The sequence below is a fragment of the Streptomyces sp. NBC_01381 genome, assembly GCF_026340305.1.
GTDB lineage: Bacteria > Actinomycetota > Actinomycetes > Streptomycetales > Streptomycetaceae > Streptomyces.
Genome location: NZ_JAPEPI010000001.1, coordinates 3,462,826 through 3,482,545 on the forward strand (window position 1 = coordinate 3,462,826; position 19,720 = coordinate 3,482,545).

Consider the following 19,720-nt stretch of genomic DNA (forward strand, 5'->3'; position numbering starts at 1 on the left):
CCGGCTCACCGGAAGGTGTTGCACTGCCCCATGTCGCCGGTGCGGTAGCCCTCGTAGAACCACTGCTGCCGCTGCTCGGCCGAGCCGTGCGTCCAGGTCTCGGGTGTGACCCGGCCCTGGAACCTCTCCTGGATGCGGTCGTCGCCGACCGCGGCCGCCGCGTCCAGGCCCTCGCGGATGTCCGCCTCGGTGAGACTGGTGATCAGCGGCCTGCCCGTCCGGTCGTCGGGGGTGCGGGTCGCGTGCCGCGCCCACACCCCGGCATAGCAGTCGGCCTGCAGCTCGACCTTCACCGCGTTGCTGTTCTGCCCGGTGCGCCCGTCCTGGGAGCGCTGCAGCGTCCCCATGAGGTTCTGTACGTGGTGCCCGTACTCGTGCGCCACGACGTACGCCTGCGCGAAGGGGCCGCCGCTGGAGCCGAACGTGGTCCGCAGCTCCTCGAAGAACCCCAGGTCCAGATAGACCTTCCGGTCACCGGGGCAGTAGAAGGGGCCGACCGCCGACGACGCCGCGCCGCACGCGGTGCCCACCCTGCTGGTGAAAGGGACCGTCTGCGCGGGGGAGTAGGTCCCGCCCCTGAGCTGGAACTCCGGACGCCAGTAGTCCTGCAGGCTGTTGACCACCGCCACGATCCGGCAGTCCTCCTTGGTGTTCGCGTCCTGTCCCGTACGGCAGTTCTGCTGCACCTGCGCCACGGACGAGGACGATGCGGCGGGCTCTTCGCCGCCCGACGAGAGGCCGAGCTGGTCGGGGCCGACCCCGAAGAGCAGCCCGAGGACGAGCGCGATCAGGCCCGCGATGCCGCCGCCGACCGTCGCCCTGCCGCCGGGAATCCGGCTGCCCCGCACGTCCTGCACCTCGGACGTGTCCAGATCGGCGTCGTCGTCGAACTGCATGGGCGCACCCCCCTCTGCCTCGCATCCGGGGCGGCGTCCGCAGTCCCGCGCCGACCGTTCGGCCCCTTCATCCTGATAGGCCCCTCCCCGTGCGGCGCCGGACGGAGGGCCGAACGGGGGACGCCCGCCGAGTGGCGCGCCGGACGACCGGGGCGTGCGCTGCCGCCGCCGCTACGCTCTGCGCCTGTTCCGTGGGCATCGGCCGGGAACGGGCCGTGAGCATCGGCCGGGCATGGGTACCAAAGGGGCGCGTCGTGAGCTGGGTACCAAAGGGGCGGGTCGTGACGTGGGTACGAAGGGGGCGCGTCATGGCCGTCGCACCGATCGAGGCGACCGGGCCGCAGGAGACGGCACCGCAGGCGACGGGATCACGAGCGACAGAACCGCAGGCGACCGGACTGCGGCCGACGGGATCACGGGTGACCGGACCGCAGGCGACCGGACTGCGGCCGACGGGATCACGGGTGACCGGACCGCAGGCGACCGGACTGCGGCCGACGGGATCACGGGTGACCGGACCGCAGGCGACCGGACTGCGGCCGACGGGATCACGGGTGACCGGACCGCAGGCGACCGGACCCCGGGCGACGGCCGCCCGCCGCGGCTCCCGGCTCGCGCTCCCGGTGGCCCTCGCCCTCCTCGCCCTCCCGCTGATCACCGCCGCCCACCACGCGCGCCCGGCTCCCTACGGAGACCACATCACCGTCCACGCGCGCGTGGCCGCCGGCAGCGCCGCCCCCGAGCTCCGCACGAAGGGGCCAACCGTCGAGGCGTACGACCCGGCGACCGGCCGCGCACGCTGGACCTACGGCCGCGCCGGACACCGCCCGCTCGCGCTGCTCCCCGCCCCCGGCCACGCCGTCGCGCTCTGGAGCGACGGCCTGGTCACCGACACCGCGCGCGCCGCCGGCAGCGCCGTCCGCTGGCACCGTGCCATCCCCGGCAGCGCCTCCTGGCTGCGCACCCCCGCCGCCCGGGGCGCCGCCGGAGTCCTGCAGCCGCTCGACCCGCACGGCCGCATGATCGCCGTCGTCACCCCGCACCGCATCGCCGCCTACCGCACCGCCGACGGCGACCTGCGCTGGGTGCTGCCCGCCCGCGGTGGCTGCGCCTTCGAGCCCGCCCGCTCCGTACGCCACCGCGCGGCCCTCCTGGTGGCCCAGCCCTGCGGCGACGCCGCCACCCCGTGGACCTCACAGCTGATCGCGGTGGACGACCTCGGCCGGATCGTGCCGCGCCGCACCCCGCTGGGCAACGAGCTGCCGGGGGCCGCCCCCGACGACGTACCGAACCGGGCAGAAAAAGTGTTTGCGCGGCCCCGGTAGAATTGCCGTCATGGCCATTCTCCTCGTGCATTAGACGGCGTGATCGCCCTCCATCAACCCTTCCGCCGTCCTTCCCCCTGCCCTGGAGTCTGTCCGTGATCACCGCTTCCGGCATCGAGCTGCGCGCCGGCGCCCGCATCCTCATCGAGAACGCCACCTTCCGCATCGCCAAGGGCGACCGCATCGGTCTGGTGGGCCGCAACGGCGCGGGCAAGACCACGCTCACCAAGTGCCTGGCCGGTGAGGGCATCCCGGCCGGCGGCACCATCAGCCGCTCCGGAGAGGTCGGCTACCTCCCGCAGGACCCCCGCACCGGCGACCTCGACGTGCTGGCCCGCGACCGCATCCTCTCCGCCCGCGGACTCGACGTACTCATCCGCAAGATGCGTGAGAACGAACAGCGCATCGCCAGCGGCTCGGGCGCCACCCGCGACAAGGCGATGCGGCAGTACGAACGCCAGGAGACGGAGTTCCTCACCAAGGGCGGGTACGCCGCCGAGGCCGAGGCCGCCACCATCGCCGCCGCGCTCAACCTCCCCGACCGGGTGCTCGGCCAGCCCCTGCACACGCTCTCCGGTGGTCAGCGCCGCCGTATCGAGCTGGCCCGGATCCTCTTCTCGGACGCCGACACGCTCCTCCTCGACGAGCCCACGAACCACCTCGACGCCGACTCCATCGTCTGGCTGCGGGACTACCTGAAGACGTACCGCGGCGGCTTCATCGTGATCTCCCACGACGTCGACCTGGTCGAGACGGTCGTCAACAAGGTCTTCTATCTGGACGCCAACCGCACCCAGATCGACGTCTACAACATGGGCTGGAAGCTCTACCAGCAGCAGCGCGAGTCCGACGAGAAGCGCCGCAAGCGCGAGCGTCAGAACGCCGAGAAGAAGGCCTCCCAGCTCCACTCGCAGGCCGACAAGATGCGGGCCAAGGCCACCAAGACCGTCGCCGCGCAGAACATGGCCAAGCGTGCCGACAAGCTCCTCGCGGGCCTGGAGGAGGTGCGCCAGAGCGACAAGGTCGCCAAGCTGCGCTTCCCGGACCCCTCGCCGTGCGGCAAGACGCCGCTGATGGCGGAGGGCCTTTCGAAGTCGTACGGCTCGCTGGAGATCTTCACCGATGTCGACCTCGCCATCGACAAGGGATCCCGCGTCGTCATCCTGGGCCTGAACGGCGCGGGCAAGACCACCCTGCTCCGGCTTCTCGGCGGCGCCGAGAAGCCCGACACCGGACAGGTCATAGAGGGCCACGGCCTCAAGCTCGGGTACTACGCCCAGGAGCACGAGACCCTCGACCCGGAGCGCACGGTCCTGGAGAACATGCGCTCGGCCGCCCCGGACCTCGACCTCGTCCAGGTCCGCAAGACGCTCGGCTCGTTCCTCTTCTCCGGGGACGACGTCGACAAGCCGGCGGGCGTGCTCTCTGGCGGTGAGAAGACCCGGCTCGCGCTGGCGACCCTGGTCGTCTCGTCCGCCAACGTCCTGCTCCTCGACGAGCCCACCAACAACCTCGACCCGGCAAGCCGCGAGGAGATCCTCGGCGCCCTGCGCACGTACAAGGGCGCGGTCGTCCTCGTCACGCACGACGAGGGCGCGGTGGACGCCCTCCAGCCGGAGCGGATCATCCTGCTGCCCGACGGCGTCGAGGACCTGTGGGGCCAGGACTACGCGGATCTGGTCGCACTCGCCTGATCTCTCCTGACCCGCGGGCCTCGCGCGAGGGGTCCACTTTGGTTGATCGAATAACTGATCCACTGCGTATGGATCATTCGGCCGATCCGTGATCCTTCATCTGTGTGAGGCCGCCTCGTACCGAGGTGTGGGATACACGGATTTCCCTCGTGTGGCGGGCGCTGACCGCGGTTCTCGTCCGCCACCGCGCTGACCTGGCACTTCGCCCGACAACCCATTCGGCCGTACGGAATTTGATGCGCGGAATCGTTAATTCCGCTCATGGTGGCCCGTTCTTGAGCGGCAAACCTTGTCGTACGGACCTTGCCGAATGGGTGGCCAGGAAGCCCGGAAGGGGTGATCATGAGAAGTCCAGAGCGCACTTCCCATGAGGAGGCACGGGTGGCCGAGACTCTGAAGAAGGGCAGCCGGGTAACCGGCGCCGCGCGCGACAAGCTCGCGGCAGACCTGAAGAAGAAGTACGACGGCGGTGCGAGCATCCGGGCGTTGGCCGAGGAGACCGGCCGTTCGTACGGCTTTGTGCACCGCATGCTCAGCGAATCCGGCGTCACGCTGCGGGGACGCGGCGGGGCGACGCGAGGCAAGAAGGCCGCTGCCGGCTGACGGCGGCGGTCTGTTCACCGGCTTCGACGGTGGCCACCGGGCCGATCGTCCCCCAGAGCCCTTAAGGGACCTGGGGGTGACCCCTGATCGGCCGGGTGGTTACTGTGCAGTCACTTACGGGCGCACGTGTGTGCCCGCACCGACCGCACACCACCATCGGAGGCCCCCATGGTTTCGCCCGGCAGTGAACTCGGCGGACCCGCACCGGTACTCGACAAGGACGGCGTACGCCTGACTGTCGACGAGGCCGTAGCCACGGTGACGCTGGCCAACCCGGCCAAGCGCAACGCCCAATCTCCCGCGCTGTGGAGGGCGTTGGCCGAGGCAGGCCGGATGTTGCCGGGCAGTGTCCGCGTCGTGGTGCTCCGAGGTGAGGGCAAGTCCTTCTCCGCGGGCCTCGACCGCCAGGCGTTCACGCCCGAGGGCTTCGACGGTGAGCCGTCCTTCATCGACCTCGCGCGCGGCGACGACGGCGTCCTCGACGCCACCATCGCCGAGTACCAAGAGGCGTTCACCTGGTGGCGGCGCAGCGACATCGTGTCCATCGCCGCCGTCCAGGGGCATGCCATCGGTGCGGGCTTCCAGCTCGCGCTCGGCTGTGACCTGCGGATCGTCGCGGACGACGTGCAGTTCGCCATGCGCGAGACCAGCCTCGGCCTGGTGCCCGACCTCACCGGCACGCACCCCCTCGTGGGTCTTGTCGGCTACGCCCGCGCGCTGGAGATCTGCGCCACCGGGCGGTTCGTCCAAGCGGCCGAGGCCGAGCGCATCGGCCTCGCCAACCTTGTCGTGCCCGCGGACCAGCTCGACGCGTCCGTGAGTGACCTGGCGGCCGCGCTGCTCGCCGCACCGCGCGACGCGGTCATCGAGACCAAGGCGCTGCTGCAGGGCGTCTCCGGTCGTACGTACGAGGAGCAGCGCACCGCCGAGCGCGCGGCGCAGGGGCGGCGGCTGCGGGACCTTGCGGGGATCGGCGAGTAGGCGCTCCGCTGGGTGGGCGGATTCTGTCTGCGGGTGTTTTGTGGCTGGGCGCGCAGTTCCCCGCGCCCCTTTGGGGCGCGCCCGCCTCTGCCGGGTTAGTCCTCTACGGCTGTGATCAGCACCGCCACCGAAGGGTGGTCCGGGAGCGCGTCACCGACCGCCGTGCGGACCACTAGTGCCACGTCCAGGGCGCGGTGCTCGCGGGCCGTTGCCAGTTCCACGCGCACGTGGCGGCGCGGGAGGGCCGCTTTCGCTGCGGGCGACTCCTCGATGTGGACCGCGTGGCCGAGTCCGCCGAGCGCACCCGTCAGCCTGCGTACGCCGGGCACGTCCAGGGCGGCCGCGGCCACTTGGGCCTCGTCTCCGCTGCCGGACGGCGGCTTGGACTCGGCCGGTGGCTGCTCCTGGTCGGGGGAGTCGGCCGCGGGAGCCTCGCCCTCGTCCAGCAGGGCCGTCACGCCGAGGTCCACCTCGTCGACCACCAGGCCGAGCCGGTCCGCGGCCGCCGTGAACAGTGCCTCGCGGAGCCGGGCTGCAGCCGCCGGCAGCGGCTCGGTCGCGGCCGCCGCGAACTCCGCCGTGATCCGCAGCGGCCCCGGCGGCAGCGCGCTCGGCGGCGCCGGCACCGAGGCGACGTACGCGTCCGAAGGATCGGCCAGTGCAAGCCGCAGGCCGCCGAGCCGCACACCGCTCACCCCCTGTGCCGCACGGCGCAGCACCGCGCCCGCCGCCGACTCCGTCACCCAGACGCCGTCGCCCGGTCCGCCGAGCGGCAGCACCCGCCCCAGGCCGAGTTGCCGCCGCACTGCCTCAGTCCACCCGTCACCGGTCATTGCCCCAGCCTGCCGCATCCCTGGCGCGCTATGGCGCAACCGCACTTAGTGTGGTCGAAGGAGCACATCCCCTTTCGAAAGGGACGGCGATGACCGACACCGGACAGCGGAAGCGGCCCCAGGAGAGCCTGGAGAAGGAACCCTCGGGCGAGGCGGTGGGGAGGAGCGGCGCGACCAGGCGCGGCGGCGGAGATCCCGCGACCAGGGGACGCACCACCATCGCGGACGGCGTGGTCGAGAAGATCGCCGGGCTCGCGGCCCGCGACGTCGTCGGCGTGCACGCGATGGGCGGCGGCCTTGCCCGGACCTTCGGCGCCGTCCGCGACCGGGTGCCCGGCGGCTCCAAGTCCGTGTCGCGCGGCGTGAAGGCCGAAGTCGGCGAGGTGCAGACGGCGCTCGACCTGGAGATCGTCGTCGAGTACGGGGTCTCGATCGCCGATGTCGCCCACGCCGTACGCGAGAACGTCATCGGCGCGGTCGAGCGCATGACCGGCCTTGAGGTCGTCGAGGTCAACATCGCGGTGAGCGATGTGAAGCTGCCGGACGAGGAAGACGATGAGCCGCAAGGCCGCCTTCAGTGACGCGGCCGTCCTGCTCGAAGTCGTCTTGCTAAGGAGCGCGCGATGAGCATGGCCGTGATCGGCATGGTGGCCGGAATGGCGCTCGGCTTCGCCGGGTACTTCGGCGGGTTCGGGGCGTTCCTTCTGGTGGCGGCCCTGGGCGCCATAGGTTTTGTCGCCGGCCGGTTCCTCGAGGGCGACCTCGACCCGGGCGACTTCTTCCGTACCCGTGGCGACGACCGGCGGCGGTGAGCCGTGGCGGCACAGGTCGCTCCAGGGTGGCGCGGCGCGACCCGGATCGCCGACCGGGTCGTCGCGAAGATCGCCGCGCGGGCGGCGCGCGAGGCGCTGGGCACGGTCCCCGCCGACGGCTCGCCGCCGCACGCGACGGTCACCGTGCGCCATGATGTGGCGCGCGTGCGCATCAGCGTGGAACTGGACTACCCCTCGGACATCGGCGCGCAGTGCGGTGCGGTGCGTCGCCGAGTCGCCGAGCGGGTAAAGGCGTTGGCGGGGATGGAAGTGCCCGAGGTCGCGGTCCAGGTCGAGCGGCTGCACTCGGCACAGGTGCGCGCCGCGGCGCGGGGGAGGACGCGATGAGTGAGACCGAGGGGCCGGAGGGCGAGGGCGGTGGTCGCACACAGCCGGTGCCGGTCATCGAGCGGGCCGGCAGCGATCTCGACCAGTCGGCGTCCGCGGCCTCCTACGATCCGCCGCCCACGCTGGCCGACGACACCAAGGCGACCCGCTTCTGGTCCTCCCGGCGCGTTCCCGCCACCGTCCTCGCGCTGCTGGTCCTCGGCGGTGCGGGGCTTCTGCTGTACGACATCGCTGCCGTGCGCGCCGGGCACTCGGCGATGGCGTGGCGGCGCGACCTCGCCCGTGAGCTGGCCGAGCGGCCGCTGGACAGCACGTCGGTGCTTGTCGGCGCGGGGGTCGCGGCGGCCGCCGGGGTGTGGCTGATCGTGCTCGCCGCGACGCCGGGGCTGCGGGCCGTGCTCGCCATGCGGCGCGACGACGCCGACGTACGGGCCGGTCTCGACCGCGGGGCCGCGGCGATGGTGCTGCGGGACCGGGCCATGGACGTGTCCGGGGTGCAGTCGGTGCGGGTCCGCATGACGCGCTCCAAGGTGGACGTCCGCGCGGTCTCGCACTTCCGCGAACTGGACGACGTACGCGGTGACTTGGATGCCACGCTGGCCGACGCCATCAAGGATCTGGGTCTCGGCCGCGGTCCCGCGCTCTCGGTGCGCGTCGCACGGCCGGGCAGGAAGGGCTGAACTCGCGATGCTGAAGACGGTCAACCGTGTGGTGCTCGGCCTGCTGGGCCTCGTCCTGCTGGTGCTCGGCGGTTCGGTGCTCGCCATCGGCCTCGGCGCGAGCCCGCCCTCGTGGTGGGTGCACGACGGGAAGCGCGATGTCCTGCTCAGCGAGGCGGACCGGGATCGGTGGCGGGACGACGGCTGGTTCTGGCCCACGGTCATCGGCGTGCTCGCGGTGTGCGTGCTGCTCGCCCTGTGGTGGCTCTCCGCGCAGTTGCGGCGGCGGAGGCTGGCGGAGGTGCTTGTGGAGACCGGGGACGGGGAGGGGGCGCTGCTGCGGGGGCGCGCCCTGGAGAACGTACTGGCGGGCGAGGCCGAGTCGCTGGAGGGTGTGCAGCGGGCCGCGGTCTCCCTGACGGGCCGCCGCAACGCTCCCGAGGCGCGGGTGTCCCTCCTCCTGGAGCCGCACGCGACGCCGGGCGAGGCGCTCCACCGCCTCTCGGCGGAGGCGCTGGCGCATGCGCGCGACTCCGCGGGGTTGGCGAAGCTGCCGGCGGTGGTGCAGTTGAGGGCGGTCAAGCACCGGGCGGAGCGGGTGAGCTAGGCCGCCGCTTCGCGGCGGATCTTTCCCGCCCTCCCCCAAGCTCTTAATGAGCAGGGGGGACCCCCTTCCCGATTGCCCGGCAGCGGTCTCAGCCTGCCGACGCGCCGTCGTCGGCCGCGCCGCCGTACCGCCGCTTCGCGGCGAGTTTCCCGCCCACCCACCCGATTACCCGGCACTTGCCCGCCCACCCATTGGCAGATTTTTCAGCCCGTCCGGCGATTGAGGACGAACTCGGCGGAGCCGGTGATCGACGGCCACCTCGCGGCCGGCGCAGCCGGAAAGTTTCGGGAAGGGGCGGGGTTGGGGAAAGAAGCCGCCTAGAACCCCCGCCGCGCCCCACCATCCACCGGCAGCATGACCCCCGTCAGATAGGACGCCGCGGGAGAGAGGAGGAACGCGGCCGTCTGGCCGAATTCCTCCGGGGTGCCGTAGCGGCGCAGCGGGATGCGGGACTCGTTCGCCGCCCGCGTCGCCTCGGGATCCGCCGAGAGCCCGTCCAGCTCCCGCACCCGATCCGTGTCGATACGGGCCGGCAGGAGTCCGACGACGCGAATGCCCCGCGGCCCGAGCTCGTCGGCGAGCGACTTGGCGAAGCCGGCAAGCCCCGGCCGCAGCCCGTTGGAGATCGTCAGACCCGGAATCGGCTCGTGCACGGACGCGGAGAGGACGAAGCCGATGACACCCCCCTCACCGAGCTCGGCCGCGGCCGCCCGCGCAAGCCGCACCGCGCCGAGGAAGACGGACTCGAACGCCGACTCCCACTGCTCGTCCGTGTTGTCGGCGGCGAACCCCGGCGCAGGACCCCCGACACTGATCAGCACTCCGTCGAACCGCCCGAACCGCTCCCGCGCGGCATCGATCAGCCGCCCGGCGACGGCGGGGTCGCCGTTGTCCGCCGCGATGCCGGCCGCGTCGGGGCCCAGCGCCTCCGCCGCCTCCGCGACGGTCTTCTCGTCCCGCCCGGTGATGAGTACCTTCGCGCCGTCCGCGATCAGCTCACGCGCGGCGGCGTTGCCCAGGCCGCGGGTGGCGCCGGTGATGACGTAGACACGGTCCTTCAGTCCAAGATCCATGGCGCTATTTTGCCGCGTCACGGCGGGGGAACGCGAGGCCCGTCACACCGTCGCGGGCGTCGCCTCCGGCGTGGACTCCGCGGCTGCCGCCGTGCGGTCCCGCACTTCGCGGCGGACCAGGATCACCCAGCCGATGGGGACGCCCGCGCAGAACAGCCACCACTGGACCGCGTACGCCATGTGCGGGCCGATGTCGCCGTGCTCGGGCTCGCCGATCGGCTGGGGGGTGCCGGACGCGGGTTCCGGCGAGGTCAGTTCGATGTAGCCGCCGAGGACCTGCTTGCCGAGGGTGTGCGCCTGTTGCCCGCTGCTGATCAGCATGATCTGACGGTCCGGCAGACCCTGGAGGTCCTTGATGCCGCTCTTCGCGGACGTCTCGTCGGCCATGAGCCGGCCGGTGACGGTCAGCTCGCCCTTGGGCGCCGGGGGAACCTTCGGGAACGCGGTCTGCGGCCCGTTCGCCGGGATCCAGCCCCGGTTGACGAGGAGCACCTTGCCGTCGTCGAGGACGAACGGCGTCAGGACGTGGAAGCCGATCTCCTCGTCGGAGTTCGTGCGGCGCCGCACGACGACCTCGTGCTCCGTGTCGTACGTGCCCTTCGCGCTCACCCGCCGGTAGCGCTCGTCGTGCGAGACGGCGTGACCGGGGGACGTGAGCCGCTCGGCGGGGACCGGCTTCGCGTCCAGCGCCTTGGAGATCTGCGCGTTCTGTGCGACGCGGTGCTCGTGGCGGTGCAGCTGCCAGAAGCCCAGCTCGATCATCGTGGGGATGAGGACGAGGGCGATGAGGGTGAGGATCACCCACTGCCGGGTCAACAGGAAGCGGTACACCCCACGACGGTACAACTCGGTCGTGGGGTGCACGGGAGTGGGGTACTCCGGAACGGAGCCGCGGAGGGCCGTGGGGGAGGGGCGGGTCACACCCTGTCGACGATGCCCACCTGCCCCTCCGCGCGCGAACAGTGCGCACCGCAGTACCACTGCCCGTCGGCCTCCACGCCCTGGCCGATGATCCGGCACCGGCAGTGCTCACAGATGGGCGCCATGCGGTGAATGGCGCAGGAGAAGCAGTCGAAGACGTGCACCGCGCCTTGCGCGTGCACCTCGAAGGACATGCCGTAGTCGTTTCCGCAGACCTCGCAACGTGCCATGCGCCACAGGGTGGGACGCGCGGCGCCCGCATGCGAGCGGGCAGGCGGGGCGCGGCGCGACAATCACCCGTCTGACACCCGCCCGTCGGCTCAGCCCTCCGCCGCCGGAGCGACGTCCTGGAGGAGCTGGCCGAAGGCCGCCTCGTCGATGACCGGGGTGCCGAACGCCCGCGCCTTGGTGGTCTTGGACGTACCCGAATCCGGGTCGTTCGTGACGAGCACGCTGGTCAGCCGCGACACGCTCGTCGCGATGTGCAGTCCGGCCTCCACCGCGCGGTCCTCGAGCAGCTCGCGCTCGGTCGAGGTGTCCCCGGAGAACGCGACACGCATGCCCTGCTGGAGCGGTTTGCCCGGTTCGTACCGCCCCGGGTTGGGGTAGGGGCAGGCGGGCCGCTTGCGTGAGGGGCGCCAACTCCCTTGGCCGTACGAAGAGTACGAGGAGGATGACGAGGACGACGAGGATGCGGAGCCCGGTCCCGTCGGCTGGCGGACGATGCGCGCCGCGCCGTCGGACCACTCGGTGAGCGGACGGCACTCGAGGAGCGGCAGCCGCACCCCTTCGCTCGCCGCGGCGCGCAGGCTCGGCCGGAAGGCCTCGGCGAGCACGCGCGCGTCGTCGAGCGCGTTGTGCGCGTTGCGCTGCTCGACGCCGAAGTGCGCGGCGAGCGACTCCAGCTTGTGGTTGGGCAGCGGGAGCCGCAGCTCCTTGGAGAGGGCGATCGTGCACAGGCGCTGGCGGACCGGGGCGGTGCGCTCCGCGCGTGCGTACTCCCTGGCGATCATCGACCAGTCGAAGACGGCGTTGTGCGCGACCAGGACGCGGTCCGCGAGGCGTGCGGCGAACTCGTCGGCGATGTCCTTGAAGAGCGGCGCGTCGGCGAGCATCGTGCTGGTGAGTCCGTGGATCCAGACGGGGCCCGGATCGCGCTGCGGGTTGACCAGCGTGTACCAGTGGTCCTCCACCTCGCCCTGGGCGTCCACCCGGTAGACGGCAGCCGACACTATGCGGTCGTCGCGGGCCAGCCCTGTGGTCTCCACGTCGACGACCGCGTATCCGGAGGGATACGCGGCCGGCCAGGGGGCTGCGGACGCTGCGGTCGTCTGGTCTTCGAGCATGGTCCCTGAGGATACGGGCCACGACTGACAGTCAGGTCCCCGGTCCGAGCAGTCCGGCCACCAGCGCGTGCACGGATGTCGTGAACAAGGCCTCCGGGTCGACGGGTGCGGCGAGCGCGCGGGCTAGTTCGGGATCGTCCTCGGCGGTCTCCTCCGTCCACAGCTCCTCCTCGCCGGGCCGCTGCACCGGCGCCCGTTCGCGGTTGCGCTCGACCAGGACGTGGCCGACGACATGGACCTGGACGGCGCGCACGGCGGCGGCCGCGCGTGCGCCGCGCAGTCCCGCCGCGTGCACCTCGTGCACCAGGACCCGCTGCGCGGGCAGGAACATCCGCTCGGTGAGGCCCCGTTCGTGGACCATCGCGACGAGGTGCGGATGGTCGCGCAGCTCGCGGCGCAGGGCGCGCGCCACGGAGACGATGCGCCGGTCCGGGGTCTTTCCGGAGGGGCGGATCTCGCGCAGGTCGGCGACGGTGCGCTCGACCAGCGCGTCCAGGAGCGACTCCCGGTTGCCCACGTGCCAGTAGATCGAGGTGACGGCGGTGCCGAGCTCGGCGGCGAGCTTGCGCATCGTCAGGCCCTGCGGGCCGTGCTGTTTCACGAGCGTGGCCGCCGTGGCGAGCACCTGCTCCCGGTTGAGATGCGTGCGCGTTCCTTCGTGACGCGGCTCTTCACTCTTCACGGCTCCTGTTGTAACTGTGTTACAGAACCTCCCGCAAGACCTCCCGCAAGACCTCCCGCAAGTCCCCGTCGCGGGCCCGAGTCCCGCGCTGACGAAGGGTGGTACGACATGGCACGCGTACGGTACGGAGCGCGCACCGAGGCGGAGATCGCCGCGACGCGCACCGCGAGCTCGAAGCTCCCCGACATCTGGTCGACCGGTGTGGTGGCCGTCTGGGAGAGCGACCCGGACGCGGTGGCGGCGGTCCTTCCGCCACCGCTCAAGCCCACGCACCGGCCCCTGGTGCGGGCCAACATCAGCAAGGTCGACCTGCCGGGCTATCCGCTGGGCGCGGGCTCGGTGGCGGTGGCCGCCGAGCACGGGGGAGTGGAGGGCTGGTATCCGCTCGTCATGCCGATGACCCACGAGCGGGCCCTGATCGGCGGGCGCGAGGTCTTCGGGGAGCCGAAGAAGCTCGGCGAGGTGGAGGTGGAGCGCGACGGCCTGGTCGTCGGCGCCCGGCTCGCCCGGCACGGCATCGCCTTCGTCGAGGTGCGCGGCGCGGTCAGCGGCCCGCTGCCGCTCCCGGAGCCGGCCCAGAAGACCGACTTCTACTTCAAATTCCTTCCCGGGGTTGACGGTTCGGGCTTCGACGCGGACCCGGTGCTCGTGCACTGCGTACGCAACGAGAAGGTCCGCAAGCTGGAGGGCATCACCGGCGACATTGTGCTGCGCGAGTCGATGTACGACCCGATCGCGGACCTCCCCGTGCGTGCGGTCGTCGAGATCACGATCGGCGAGAAGACCACCGACCAGAAGGGCCGCGTCGTAGAGCGGGTCAGCGCGCAGGCCCTGCTGCCCTACATCCACCAGCGCTACGACGACCCGCAGCAGATCCTCGACGGCCCGCCCGAGGGGAGCGTCTGAGATGGAGTTGCGCGAAGGGCAGGTCGCCGTCGTCACGGGCGCGGCGAGCGGCATCGGCCTCGCCATGGCGCGGCGGTTCGCGGCGGAGGGCCTGAAGGTGGTACTCGCCGACGTCGAGGAGGGCGCCCTGGAGAAGGCGGCCGCCGGGCTGCGCGAGGACGGGGCGAGCGTGCACGCGCGCGTGGTCGACGTCGGCTCGCGCGAGCAGGTCTTCGCCCTCGCCGACGCGGCGTACGAGACGTTCGGCGCCGTCCATGTGCTGTGCAACAACGCGGGTGTCGGCTCGGGCGCAGAGGGCCGCATGTGGGAGCACGAGCCGAACGACTGGAAGTGGGCCTTCGAGGTCAACGTGTGGGGCGTCTTCCACGGCATCCAGGCCTTCGTGCCCCGCATGATCGCGGGCGGCGAGCCCGGCCATGTCGTCAACACCTCATCCGGCGACGGCGGCATCGCGCCGCTGCCCACCGCATCCGTGTACGCGGTCACCAAGGCGGCCGTGGTGACGATGACCGAGTCGCTGTACGCCCATCTGAAGGCGGAGCACGCGCGCGTGGGCGCCTCCGTGCTCTTCCCGGGGCCGCACATGCTGCGCACCGGCCTGTGGGAGTCGCACCGCAACCGCCCCGACCGGTACGCCAAGTCCCGCCCCCGCAGGGCCCCTTACCGCAGCCTCGACCAGTGGGAGGCGGCGATGAAGGAGGCGGGCCAGGAGGTGGAGTTCACGCCCGTCGAGCAGGTCGCGGACTTCGTGGCGCAGGGCATCGCGGCCGGCCGCTTCTGGCTGCTTCCGGAGAGCGAGCACAGCGACCGGCAGATCAAGGCCAGGTCGCGGTCGATGCTGGACCGCGCCGACCCGGCGTATCTCGAGAACTTCATCCTGGACTGAAGGGAGTGCCACCGATGAGTGCCCAGGACCCGTACTTGATCATCAGCTCCGACTGCCACGCCGGGCTCCCCACCGAGGAGTACCGGCCCTATCTGGACAGCCGCTTCCACCGGGACTTCGACCAGTTCTTGGGGGAGCGCGACGCCCGCCGCGCGGAGGCGACCCGGCTCGGCATCCGCAACGACGCGTTCGCCGCCAAGTGGTTCCAGGACAACGAAGAGGGCCTGCGGGGCGGCTGGGACACCGCGCAGCGCCTCAAGGAGCTGGACGGCGACGGGGTGGCCGCCGAGGTCGTCTTCCCCGATGCGGACGCCGTGGACAGCCAGACGGCGGCGCCCTTCGGGGTGGGCCTCGGCCTCTCCGGCGACCAGGACCCCGAGCTCGGCATGGCGGGCGCGCAGGCGCACAACCGCTGGCTCGCCGACTTCGTGTCCGAGCATCCCGAACGGCACTGCGGCGTCGCCCTGTTGCCCATCACCGGAGAGGTCGACCGGGTCGTCGCCGAGGTGCACCGGGCCAAGGAGTCCGGGCTCGGCGCGCTGATGATCCCCTCCATGTGGGTCGACAAGGCGCCCTACCACGACCGGCGTTACGACCCCGTGTGGGCGGCGGCGGCCGAGTGCGCGATGCCCGTGGTGACCCACTCCGGGGCGGCGCCCCGCCACGAGTACGGCGACCACCTCGGGATCTACGTCTCCGAAGTGACCTGGTGGCCCGCGCGGCCGCTGTGGTTCATGCTCTGGTCCGGTGTCTTCGAGCGCCACCCGGGGCTGAAGTTCGGTGTCGCGGAGTCGGGCTGCTGGTGGCTGCCGAACCTCCTGTGGTTCATGGACCGCCTCTACCTGGGCGCGCATGGCGGCAAGAAGCTCTCCCCGTTCGCGGAGCTCAAGCGGCCGCCGCACGAGTACCTGGACCGGCAGATCTTCATCTGCGCCACCAACACCAAGCGCCGCGAGCTCGCCCAGCGCTACGAGATCGGTGTCGACAACATCCTCTGGGGCAGCGACTTCCCGCACCCCGAAGGGACCTGGCCCGACACGCGCGCGTGGCTGAAGAAAACCTTCCACGACATCCCGGTGGGGGAGACCCGCCGGATGCTGGGCCTCGCGGCGGCGGAGGTCTTCGGCTTCGACACCGAGAAGCTGGCGCCGCTGGCCGCCCGCATCGGCCCGACGCCCGCCGAGCTCGGCCAGGACACCGAGGGCGCGGCTCAGCAGGCGGTGGAGGCGTCCTGGGCGCGCTCGCGCGACGTGGGCCGCCACTGGCTGACGGAGAACGACTTCCCGGTACTGGGGGCGGACACATGAGCCGGCAGCGCATGACCGAAGGGCGCATGACCGGAGCGCGCATGACCGGAGGCACGACCGGAGAGCGCTACACCGTCATCTCGGCCGACTGCCACGCGGGCGCCGATCTCCTCGACTACAAGCCCTACTTGGAGTCGCGCCACCACGACGCGTTCGACGCGTGGGCGGCCACCTACGTCAATCCGTACGAGGACCTCCTCGCCGACACCGCCGACCGCAACTGGAATTCGGAGCGCCGCGTCGCCGAGCTGGAGCAGGACGGCATCGTCGCCGAGGTCGTCTTCCCGAACACCATCCCGCCGTTCTTCCCGAGCGCGTCGCTGATGGCCCCGGCGCCCACGCGCGAGGAGTTCGAGCAGCGCTGGGCGGGCCTGCGGGCCCACAACCGCTGGCTCGCCGACTTCTGCGCGGCGGCTCCGGGCCGCAGGGCGGGCGTCTTCCAGATCCTCCTCAACGACGTCGACGAGGCCGTCAGGGAGATCAACTGGGCGGCCGACGCCGGGCTCAAGGGCGGCCTCCTGCTGCCCGGCACACCGCCGGGGTCGGGACTCGCCGAGCTCTACTCCGCGACGTACGACCCGATCTGGGCGGCCTGCGCCGAGCGCGGCGTGCCGGTCAACCACCACGCGGGCTCGGCATCGCCGCCGCTGGGCGAGGAACCGGCCGCGCGCGCCGTCTTCATGGTGGAGACGACGTGGTTCTCGCACCGGGCGCTGTGGCACCTCGTCTTCGGCGGCGCGTTCCGCCGCCACCCCGAGCTCAGGCTCGTCCTCACCGAGCAGGGTTCGGGCTGGATCCCCGGCGTGCTCGACATGCTGGACTACTACCACGGGCGCCTGGTCGCGGCGGCTTCGAAGGCGGACACGGCCGAGACGGCGGAGTCGAAGTTCGGTGCGGGCCTAGCCGCTTCGATGGGCAAGGGCCCGTCCGAGGTGTGGCGCGAGAACTGCTTCGTGGGCGCGAGCTTCATGCGCCCGCACGAGGCGCAGATGCGGGACCGGATCGGCCTCGACAAGATCATGTGGGGCAGCGACTACCCGCACGACGAAGGCACGCACCCCTTCTCGCGCGAAGGCCTGCGCATCGCGTACGCGGGTCTCCCCAAGGAGGAGATCGCCGCCATGGTCGGCGGCAATGCGGCCCGCGTCTACGGCTTCGACCTGGAGCTTCTGGACGCGATCGCGGCGAAGGTCGGACCGACCGTCCAGGAACTGGACGAACCCCTCAAGGAGACCCCCGCCGGCGCGACGAGCCCGGTGTTCGCCCCCGGAGGGTCGGTACGCGTCTGGTGACGGCGTGCCCCTGCCGACCCGCTCACCCGGGGTGAGACCCTCCCCGGGTGAGCGATCAGGCACCGGAACACGACGAGGCGCACGGCGGCGCGCTCGCCTCCCGGCTCAACTGGCTGCGGGCCGCCGTGCTCGGGGCCAACGACGGCATCGTCTCCACGGCCGGCCTGGTCGTCGGCGTCGCGGGCGCCACCGGCGACCGCGCCACCCTGCTCACGGCGGGCCTGGCCGGACTGCTCGCCGGGTCGATGTCGATGGCCGCGGGCGAGTACGTCTCCGTGTCCACCCAGCGCGACTCCGAGAAGGCCGCTCTAGCCATGGAGAAGCGCGAACTGCGGGAGCAGCCCGAGGCCGAACTGGTCGAGCTGACCGGCCTCCTGGAAGAGCGCGGGCTCAGCCGCGAGGTGGCCCGCGAGGCGGCGCAGCAGCTCACCGAGCGGGACGCGCTGCGGGCCCACGCGCGCGTGGAGCTCGGTATCGACCCCGACGCGCTCACCAACCCGTGGCACGCGGCCTGGGCCAGCTTCGTCGCGTTCACGGTGGGCGCGCTCCTGCCGCTCCTCGCGATCATCCTGCCGCCGGCCGACCTGCGCCTCGCCGTCACCGTCGTCTCGGTCCTCGGCGCGCTCGCCCTCACGGGCTGGAGCAGCGCGCGCCTGGGCTCAGCGGCCGTGCGTCCCGCCGTGCTGCGGAACGTGGCGGGTGGAGCGCTGGCCATGGCGGTCACCCACGGAGCGGGCGCGCTGCTCGGGGCGGTCGGTGTCTGAGCGTCCGCTTTTGGCGAGGCCCGCCAACATCCGTCGGTTTACCACTGGTAATACTTGTCGGTAACTACGTCTAGCGGCGGCCCGTCAGGGGCCTTTACGGTGCACGCATGCCGCCGAACCTGCCCGATGTCGTGCTGTGGTCCATACCCGCCTTCGTGCTGCTCACCGTCGTGGAGATCGTGAGCCACCGGATCCATCCCGACGAGGACGCCGCTGGGTACGAGACGAAGGACGCCGCCACCTCCATCACGATGGGGCTCGGCAGCCTCGCCTTCGACTTCCTGTGGAAGATCCCCATCGTCGCCATCTACACGGCGATCTACGCGCTGACGCCGCTGCACATCCCCGTGCTGTGGTGGACGATCCCGCTGATGCTGCTCGCGCAGGACTTCTTCTACTACTGGTCGCACCGCGGACACCACGTCATCCGCATCCTGTGGGCCTGCCACGTGGTGCACCACTCCAGCCGCAAGTTCAACCTCACCACGGCGCTGCGCCAGCCCTGGACGAGCCTGACGGTCTGGCCCTTCTACGTGCCCCTGATCGCACTCGGCGTGCACCCGGCGGCGCTCGCCTTCTGTTCCTCGGCGAACCTCGTCTACCAGTTCTGGATCCACACCGAACGCATCGACAAGCTGCCCCGGCCCTTCGAGTACGTCTTCAACACCCCCTCGCACCACCGCGTCCACCACGCGTCACAGGGCGGCTACCTGGACCGCAACTTCGGCGGCATCCTCATCATCTGGGACCGCATGTTCCGCTCCTGGGTGGCGGAGACGGACCGCCCGGTCTACGGCCTGACAAAGAACATCACCACGCACAACCCGCTCCGGGTGGCCACACACGAGTACGCGGCGATAGCGAAGGACCTGAAGACGGCAACGACATGGCGCGAACGGGGCGGCAGGCTGTTCAGGGGGCCGGGCTGGCAGCCGGAGCCGCAGCCGGCACAGAGCAAGACACCGGAGCCGGTATCGGAGAGCGCCGCATGAGTCGTGCTCCTGTTGTGGGCAGGCGTTCCGCAGGGCGGAACGGGTGGGCACAACCCCAACTGCCGGGCACCGATGAACCCGCGTCCACCAAGGCCAAGCTGCTCCTGGCCGCATTCGGCCTGGCGGCCGCAGGCGACCTGGCAGGACTGCTGGCGGACTCGGACACGGCCCACACCCTCTTCAAGCCCCTCCTGATGCCGCTCCTGGCGGCGTACGTAGCCACGGTGAAGGGCCCCCGCCTACTGATCGGCGCCCTCCTCTTCGGCTGGGGCGGAGACACCCTGCTCCTGGCGGACGCGGACCCCGCGTTCCTCGCGGGCATGGGCTCCTTCGCGGCCGGCCACGTCTGCTACCTGGTTCTCTTCAAGAGGTACGGCAAGGGGTACGGCACGGCACGCGCACGCGGAGCCGGCCTCGTCGCGGCGTACGCGGCAGCCCTCATCACGACCGTCGCGCTGCTCTGGCCCGACCTCCCCGCGGACATGCGCGGCCCGGTGGCCGGCTACAGCCTCCTGCTCACCGCGATGGCCTTCGGGGCGACCACACTGGGCCTCACCGCGGCGGCCGGCGGCGCCCTCTTCCTCCTCTCGGACACCCTCATCGCGACCGGCGTCGCCGAGTGGCCGCAGGCGCCAAGGCCCGACTTCTGGATCATGCTCACCTATATCGCCGCGCAGTTCCTGCTGGTCAGAGGCGTGTTGACGACGCTGAACGCGCGGACAGCGACGAACCCGACGTACGGTGAAGGGCGGACAAGCACGCCCTGAGGGGGGTTCCGGCAAGGAGCCGAGGA

At 71.7% G+C, this 19,720-nt stretch carries 23 protein-coding genes; 16 read left to right on the top strand and 7 right to left on the bottom strand.

The genetic code is table 11. The features are described 5' to 3' along the window. Window positions 1–5: 5 nt before the first annotated feature. On the bottom strand, window positions 6–896 hold the full coding sequence (locus tag OG453_RS16125) for a neutral zinc metallopeptidase (protein WP_266868481.1): 891 nt from the start codon (window positions 894–896) through the stop codon (window positions 6–8). Window positions 897–1,204: 308 nt separating this feature from the next. Between OG453_RS16125 and OG453_RS16130 the strand changes: the two genes are divergently transcribed. The 4 genes from OG453_RS16130 (at window position 1,205) to OG453_RS16145 (ending at window position 5,499) form a co-directional block, all read left to right on the top strand. Next, window positions 1,205–2,221, top strand: a complete 1,017-nt coding sequence (locus OG453_RS16130) for a hypothetical protein (protein ID WP_266868483.1) — start codon at window positions 1,205–1,207, stop codon at window positions 2,219–2,221. A gap of 95 nt (window positions 2,222–2,316) precedes the next feature. Further along, window positions 2,317–3,915 carry a ribosomal protection-like ABC-F family protein gene (gene abc-f / locus OG453_RS16135; RefSeq protein WP_266868485.1) on the top strand — a complete coding sequence of 533 codons (1,599 nt, stop codon included), beginning with the start codon at window positions 2,317–2,319 and terminating at the stop codon, window positions 3,913–3,915. A 381-nt stretch (window positions 3,916–4,296) separates the two neighbouring features. Then, complete coding sequence (locus tag OG453_RS16140) at window positions 4,297–4,518, top strand: helix-turn-helix domain-containing protein (protein ID WP_055550175.1); 222 nt, start codon at window positions 4,297–4,299, stop codon at window positions 4,516–4,518. 168 nt (window positions 4,519–4,686) lie between these two features. Continuing rightward, window positions 4,687–5,499: an enoyl-CoA hydratase/isomerase family protein gene (locus tag OG453_RS16145; protein ID WP_266868490.1), complete on the top strand. Its 813-nt coding sequence runs from the start codon at window positions 4,687–4,689 to the stop codon at window positions 5,497–5,499. 95 nt (window positions 5,500–5,594) lie between these two features. On the opposite strand, the gene OG453_RS16150 is transcribed toward OG453_RS16145, so the two are convergent. After that, on the bottom strand, window positions 5,595–6,332 hold the full coding sequence (locus OG453_RS16150) for a nucleopolyhedrovirus P10 family protein (protein ID WP_266868492.1): 738 nt from the start codon (window positions 6,330–6,332) through the stop codon (window positions 5,595–5,597). A gap of 89 nt (window positions 6,333–6,421) precedes the next feature. Between OG453_RS16150 and OG453_RS16155 the strand changes: the two genes are divergently transcribed. Genes OG453_RS16155 through amaP form a run of 5 tightly spaced genes read left to right on the top strand, consistent with a single transcriptional unit; the run spans window position 6,422 to window position 8,758 of the window. Then, window positions 6,422–6,913: an Asp23/Gls24 family envelope stress response protein gene (locus OG453_RS16155; protein ID WP_266868493.1), complete on the top strand. Its 492-nt coding sequence runs from the start codon at window positions 6,422–6,424 to the stop codon at window positions 6,911–6,913. Window positions 6,914–6,955: 42 nt separating this feature from the next. Then, complete coding sequence (locus OG453_RS16160) at window positions 6,956–7,144, top strand: hypothetical protein (RefSeq protein WP_135335341.1); 189 nt, start codon at window positions 6,956–6,958, stop codon at window positions 7,142–7,144. Between the two features lie 3 nt (window positions 7,145–7,147). Next, window positions 7,148–7,492, top strand: coding sequence for an Asp23/Gls24 family envelope stress response protein (locus OG453_RS16165; RefSeq protein ID WP_266868496.1), 345 nt, complete (start codon window positions 7,148–7,150; stop codon window positions 7,490–7,492). Continuing rightward, window positions 7,489–8,172 carry a DUF6286 domain-containing protein gene (locus OG453_RS16170; protein WP_266868498.1) on the top strand — a complete coding sequence of 228 codons (684 nt, stop codon included), beginning with the start codon at window positions 7,489–7,491 and terminating at the stop codon, window positions 8,170–8,172. Before OG453_RS16165 ends, OG453_RS16170 begins: the two co-directional genes overlap by 4 nt. Before the next feature lie 7 nt (window positions 8,173–8,179). Continuing rightward, on the top strand, window positions 8,180–8,758 hold the full coding sequence (gene amaP, locus OG453_RS16175; RefSeq protein ID WP_266868500.1) for an alkaline shock response membrane anchor protein AmaP: 579 nt from the start codon (window positions 8,180–8,182) through the stop codon (window positions 8,756–8,758). A 317-nt stretch (window positions 8,759–9,075) separates the two neighbouring features. On the opposite strand, the gene OG453_RS16180 is transcribed toward amaP, so the two are convergent. From OG453_RS16180 to OG453_RS16200, 5 genes are all read right to left on the bottom strand, one after another. Next, window positions 9,076–9,831, bottom strand: coding sequence for an SDR family oxidoreductase (locus OG453_RS16180; protein ID WP_266868502.1), 756 nt, complete (start codon window positions 9,829–9,831; stop codon window positions 9,076–9,078). Window positions 9,832–9,873: 42 nt separating this feature from the next. After that, a complete protein-coding gene (locus OG453_RS16185) occupies window positions 9,874–10,662 on the bottom strand; it encodes an SURF1 family protein (protein ID WP_266869889.1) in 789 nt (262 codons plus the stop codon). A gap of 86 nt (window positions 10,663–10,748) precedes the next feature. Further along, window positions 10,749–10,982: a hypothetical protein gene (locus tag OG453_RS16190; RefSeq protein ID WP_135331724.1), complete on the bottom strand. Its 234-nt coding sequence runs from the start codon at window positions 10,980–10,982 to the stop codon at window positions 10,749–10,751. Window positions 10,983–11,072: 90 nt separating this feature from the next. Next, complete coding sequence (locus OG453_RS16195) at window positions 11,073–12,098, bottom strand: DEDDh family exonuclease (protein ID WP_266868505.1); 1,026 nt, start codon at window positions 12,096–12,098, stop codon at window positions 11,073–11,075. A gap of 31 nt (window positions 12,099–12,129) precedes the next feature. Further along, entirely contained in the window at window positions 12,130–12,780 is a 651-nt protein-coding gene (locus OG453_RS16200; RefSeq protein ID WP_266868507.1) for a TetR/AcrR family transcriptional regulator, read from the bottom strand. A gap of 108 nt (window positions 12,781–12,888) precedes the next feature. On the opposite strand from OG453_RS16200, the gene OG453_RS16205 reads away from it, so the two are divergent. The 7 genes from OG453_RS16205 to OG453_RS16235 all read left to right on the top strand — a co-directional run bounded on the left by OG453_RS16205 (window position 12,889) and on the right by OG453_RS16235 (window position 19,694). After that, window positions 12,889–13,686: an acetoacetate decarboxylase family protein gene (locus OG453_RS16205; RefSeq protein WP_266868508.1), complete on the top strand. Its 798-nt coding sequence runs from the start codon at window positions 12,889–12,891 to the stop codon at window positions 13,684–13,686. A gap of 1 nt (window position 13,687) precedes the next feature. Continuing rightward, the gene (locus OG453_RS16210; protein ID WP_266868510.1) at window positions 13,688–14,572 is read left to right on the top strand and encodes an SDR family NAD(P)-dependent oxidoreductase; all 885 of its coding nucleotides are present in this window, start codon (window positions 13,688–13,690) and stop codon (window positions 14,570–14,572) included. Window positions 14,573–14,586: 14 nt separating this feature from the next. Then, window positions 14,587–15,879: an amidohydrolase family protein gene (locus OG453_RS16215; RefSeq protein WP_266868511.1), complete on the top strand. Its 1,293-nt coding sequence runs from the start codon at window positions 14,587–14,589 to the stop codon at window positions 15,877–15,879. 41 nt (window positions 15,880–15,920) lie between these two features. Further along, window positions 15,921–17,171 carry an amidohydrolase family protein gene (locus tag OG453_RS16220; RefSeq protein WP_266868513.1) on the top strand — a complete coding sequence of 417 codons (1,251 nt, stop codon included), beginning with the start codon at window positions 15,921–15,923 and terminating at the stop codon, window positions 17,169–17,171. 47 nt (window positions 17,172–17,218) lie between these two features. Further along, window positions 17,219–17,935 carry a VIT family protein gene (locus OG453_RS16225; protein ID WP_266868514.1) on the top strand — a complete coding sequence of 239 codons (717 nt, stop codon included), beginning with the start codon at window positions 17,219–17,221 and terminating at the stop codon, window positions 17,933–17,935. Between the two features lie 107 nt (window positions 17,936–18,042). Beyond that, window positions 18,043–18,927, top strand: a complete 885-nt coding sequence (locus OG453_RS16230) for a sterol desaturase family protein (protein WP_266868515.1) — start codon at window positions 18,043–18,045, stop codon at window positions 18,925–18,927. Next, the gene (locus tag OG453_RS16235) at window positions 18,924–19,694 is read left to right on the top strand and encodes a lysoplasmalogenase (RefSeq protein WP_266868517.1); all 771 of its coding nucleotides are present in this window, start codon (window positions 18,924–18,926) and stop codon (window positions 19,692–19,694) included. Before OG453_RS16230 ends, OG453_RS16235 begins: the two co-directional genes overlap by 4 nt. Window positions 19,695–19,720 lie beyond the last annotated feature (26 nt).

What these genes read in the sequence shown, in the direction of transcription:
- OG453_RS16125 (WP_266868481.1), bottom strand. Translation starts at nt 896, where the DNA reads ATGCAGTTCGACGACGACGCCGATCTGGACACGTCCGAGGTGCAGGAC.
- OG453_RS16130 (WP_266868483.1), top strand. Translation starts at nt 1,205, where the DNA reads ATGGCCGTCGCACCGATCGAGGCGACCGGGCCGCAGGAGACGGCACCG.
- OG453_RS16145 (WP_266868490.1), top strand. Translation starts at nt 4,687, where the DNA reads ATGGTTTCGCCCGGCAGTGAACTCGGCGGACCCGCACCGGTACTCGAC.
- OG453_RS16150 (WP_266868492.1), bottom strand. Translation starts at nt 6,332, where the DNA reads ATGACCGGTGACGGGTGGACTGAGGCAGTGCGGCGGCAACTCGGCCTG.
- OG453_RS16155 (WP_266868493.1), top strand. Translation starts at nt 6,422, where the DNA reads ATGACCGACACCGGACAGCGGAAGCGGCCCCAGGAGAGCCTGGAGAAG.
- OG453_RS16160 (WP_135335341.1), top strand. Translation starts at nt 6,956, where the DNA reads ATGAGCATGGCCGTGATCGGCATGGTGGCCGGAATGGCGCTCGGCTTC.
- OG453_RS16170 (WP_266868498.1), top strand. Translation starts at nt 7,489, where the DNA reads ATGAGTGAGACCGAGGGGCCGGAGGGCGAGGGCGGTGGTCGCACACAG.
- amaP (WP_266868500.1), top strand. Translation starts at nt 8,180, where the DNA reads ATGCTGAAGACGGTCAACCGTGTGGTGCTCGGCCTGCTGGGCCTCGTC.
- OG453_RS16180 (WP_266868502.1), bottom strand. Translation starts at nt 9,831, where the DNA reads ATGGATCTTGGACTGAAGGACCGTGTCTACGTCATCACCGGCGCCACC.
- OG453_RS16190 (WP_135331724.1), bottom strand. Translation starts at nt 10,982, where the DNA reads ATGGCACGTTGCGAGGTCTGCGGAAACGACTACGGCATGTCCTTCGAG.
- OG453_RS16195 (WP_266868505.1), bottom strand. Translation starts at nt 12,098, where the DNA reads ATGCTCGAAGACCAGACGACCGCAGCGTCCGCAGCCCCCTGGCCGGCC.
- OG453_RS16205 (WP_266868508.1), top strand. Translation starts at nt 12,889, where the DNA reads ATGGCACGCGTACGGTACGGAGCGCGCACCGAGGCGGAGATCGCCGCG.
- OG453_RS16210 (WP_266868510.1), top strand. Translation starts at nt 13,688, where the DNA reads ATGGAGTTGCGCGAAGGGCAGGTCGCCGTCGTCACGGGCGCGGCGAGC.
- OG453_RS16215 (WP_266868511.1), top strand. Translation starts at nt 14,587, where the DNA reads ATGAGTGCCCAGGACCCGTACTTGATCATCAGCTCCGACTGCCACGCC.
- OG453_RS16220 (WP_266868513.1), top strand. Translation starts at nt 15,921, where the DNA reads ATGACCGGAGGCACGACCGGAGAGCGCTACACCGTCATCTCGGCCGAC.
- OG453_RS16230 (WP_266868515.1), top strand. Translation starts at nt 18,043, where the DNA reads ATGCCGCCGAACCTGCCCGATGTCGTGCTGTGGTCCATACCCGCCTTC.
- OG453_RS16235 (WP_266868517.1), top strand. Translation starts at nt 18,924, where the DNA reads ATGAGTCGTGCTCCTGTTGTGGGCAGGCGTTCCGCAGGGCGGAACGGG.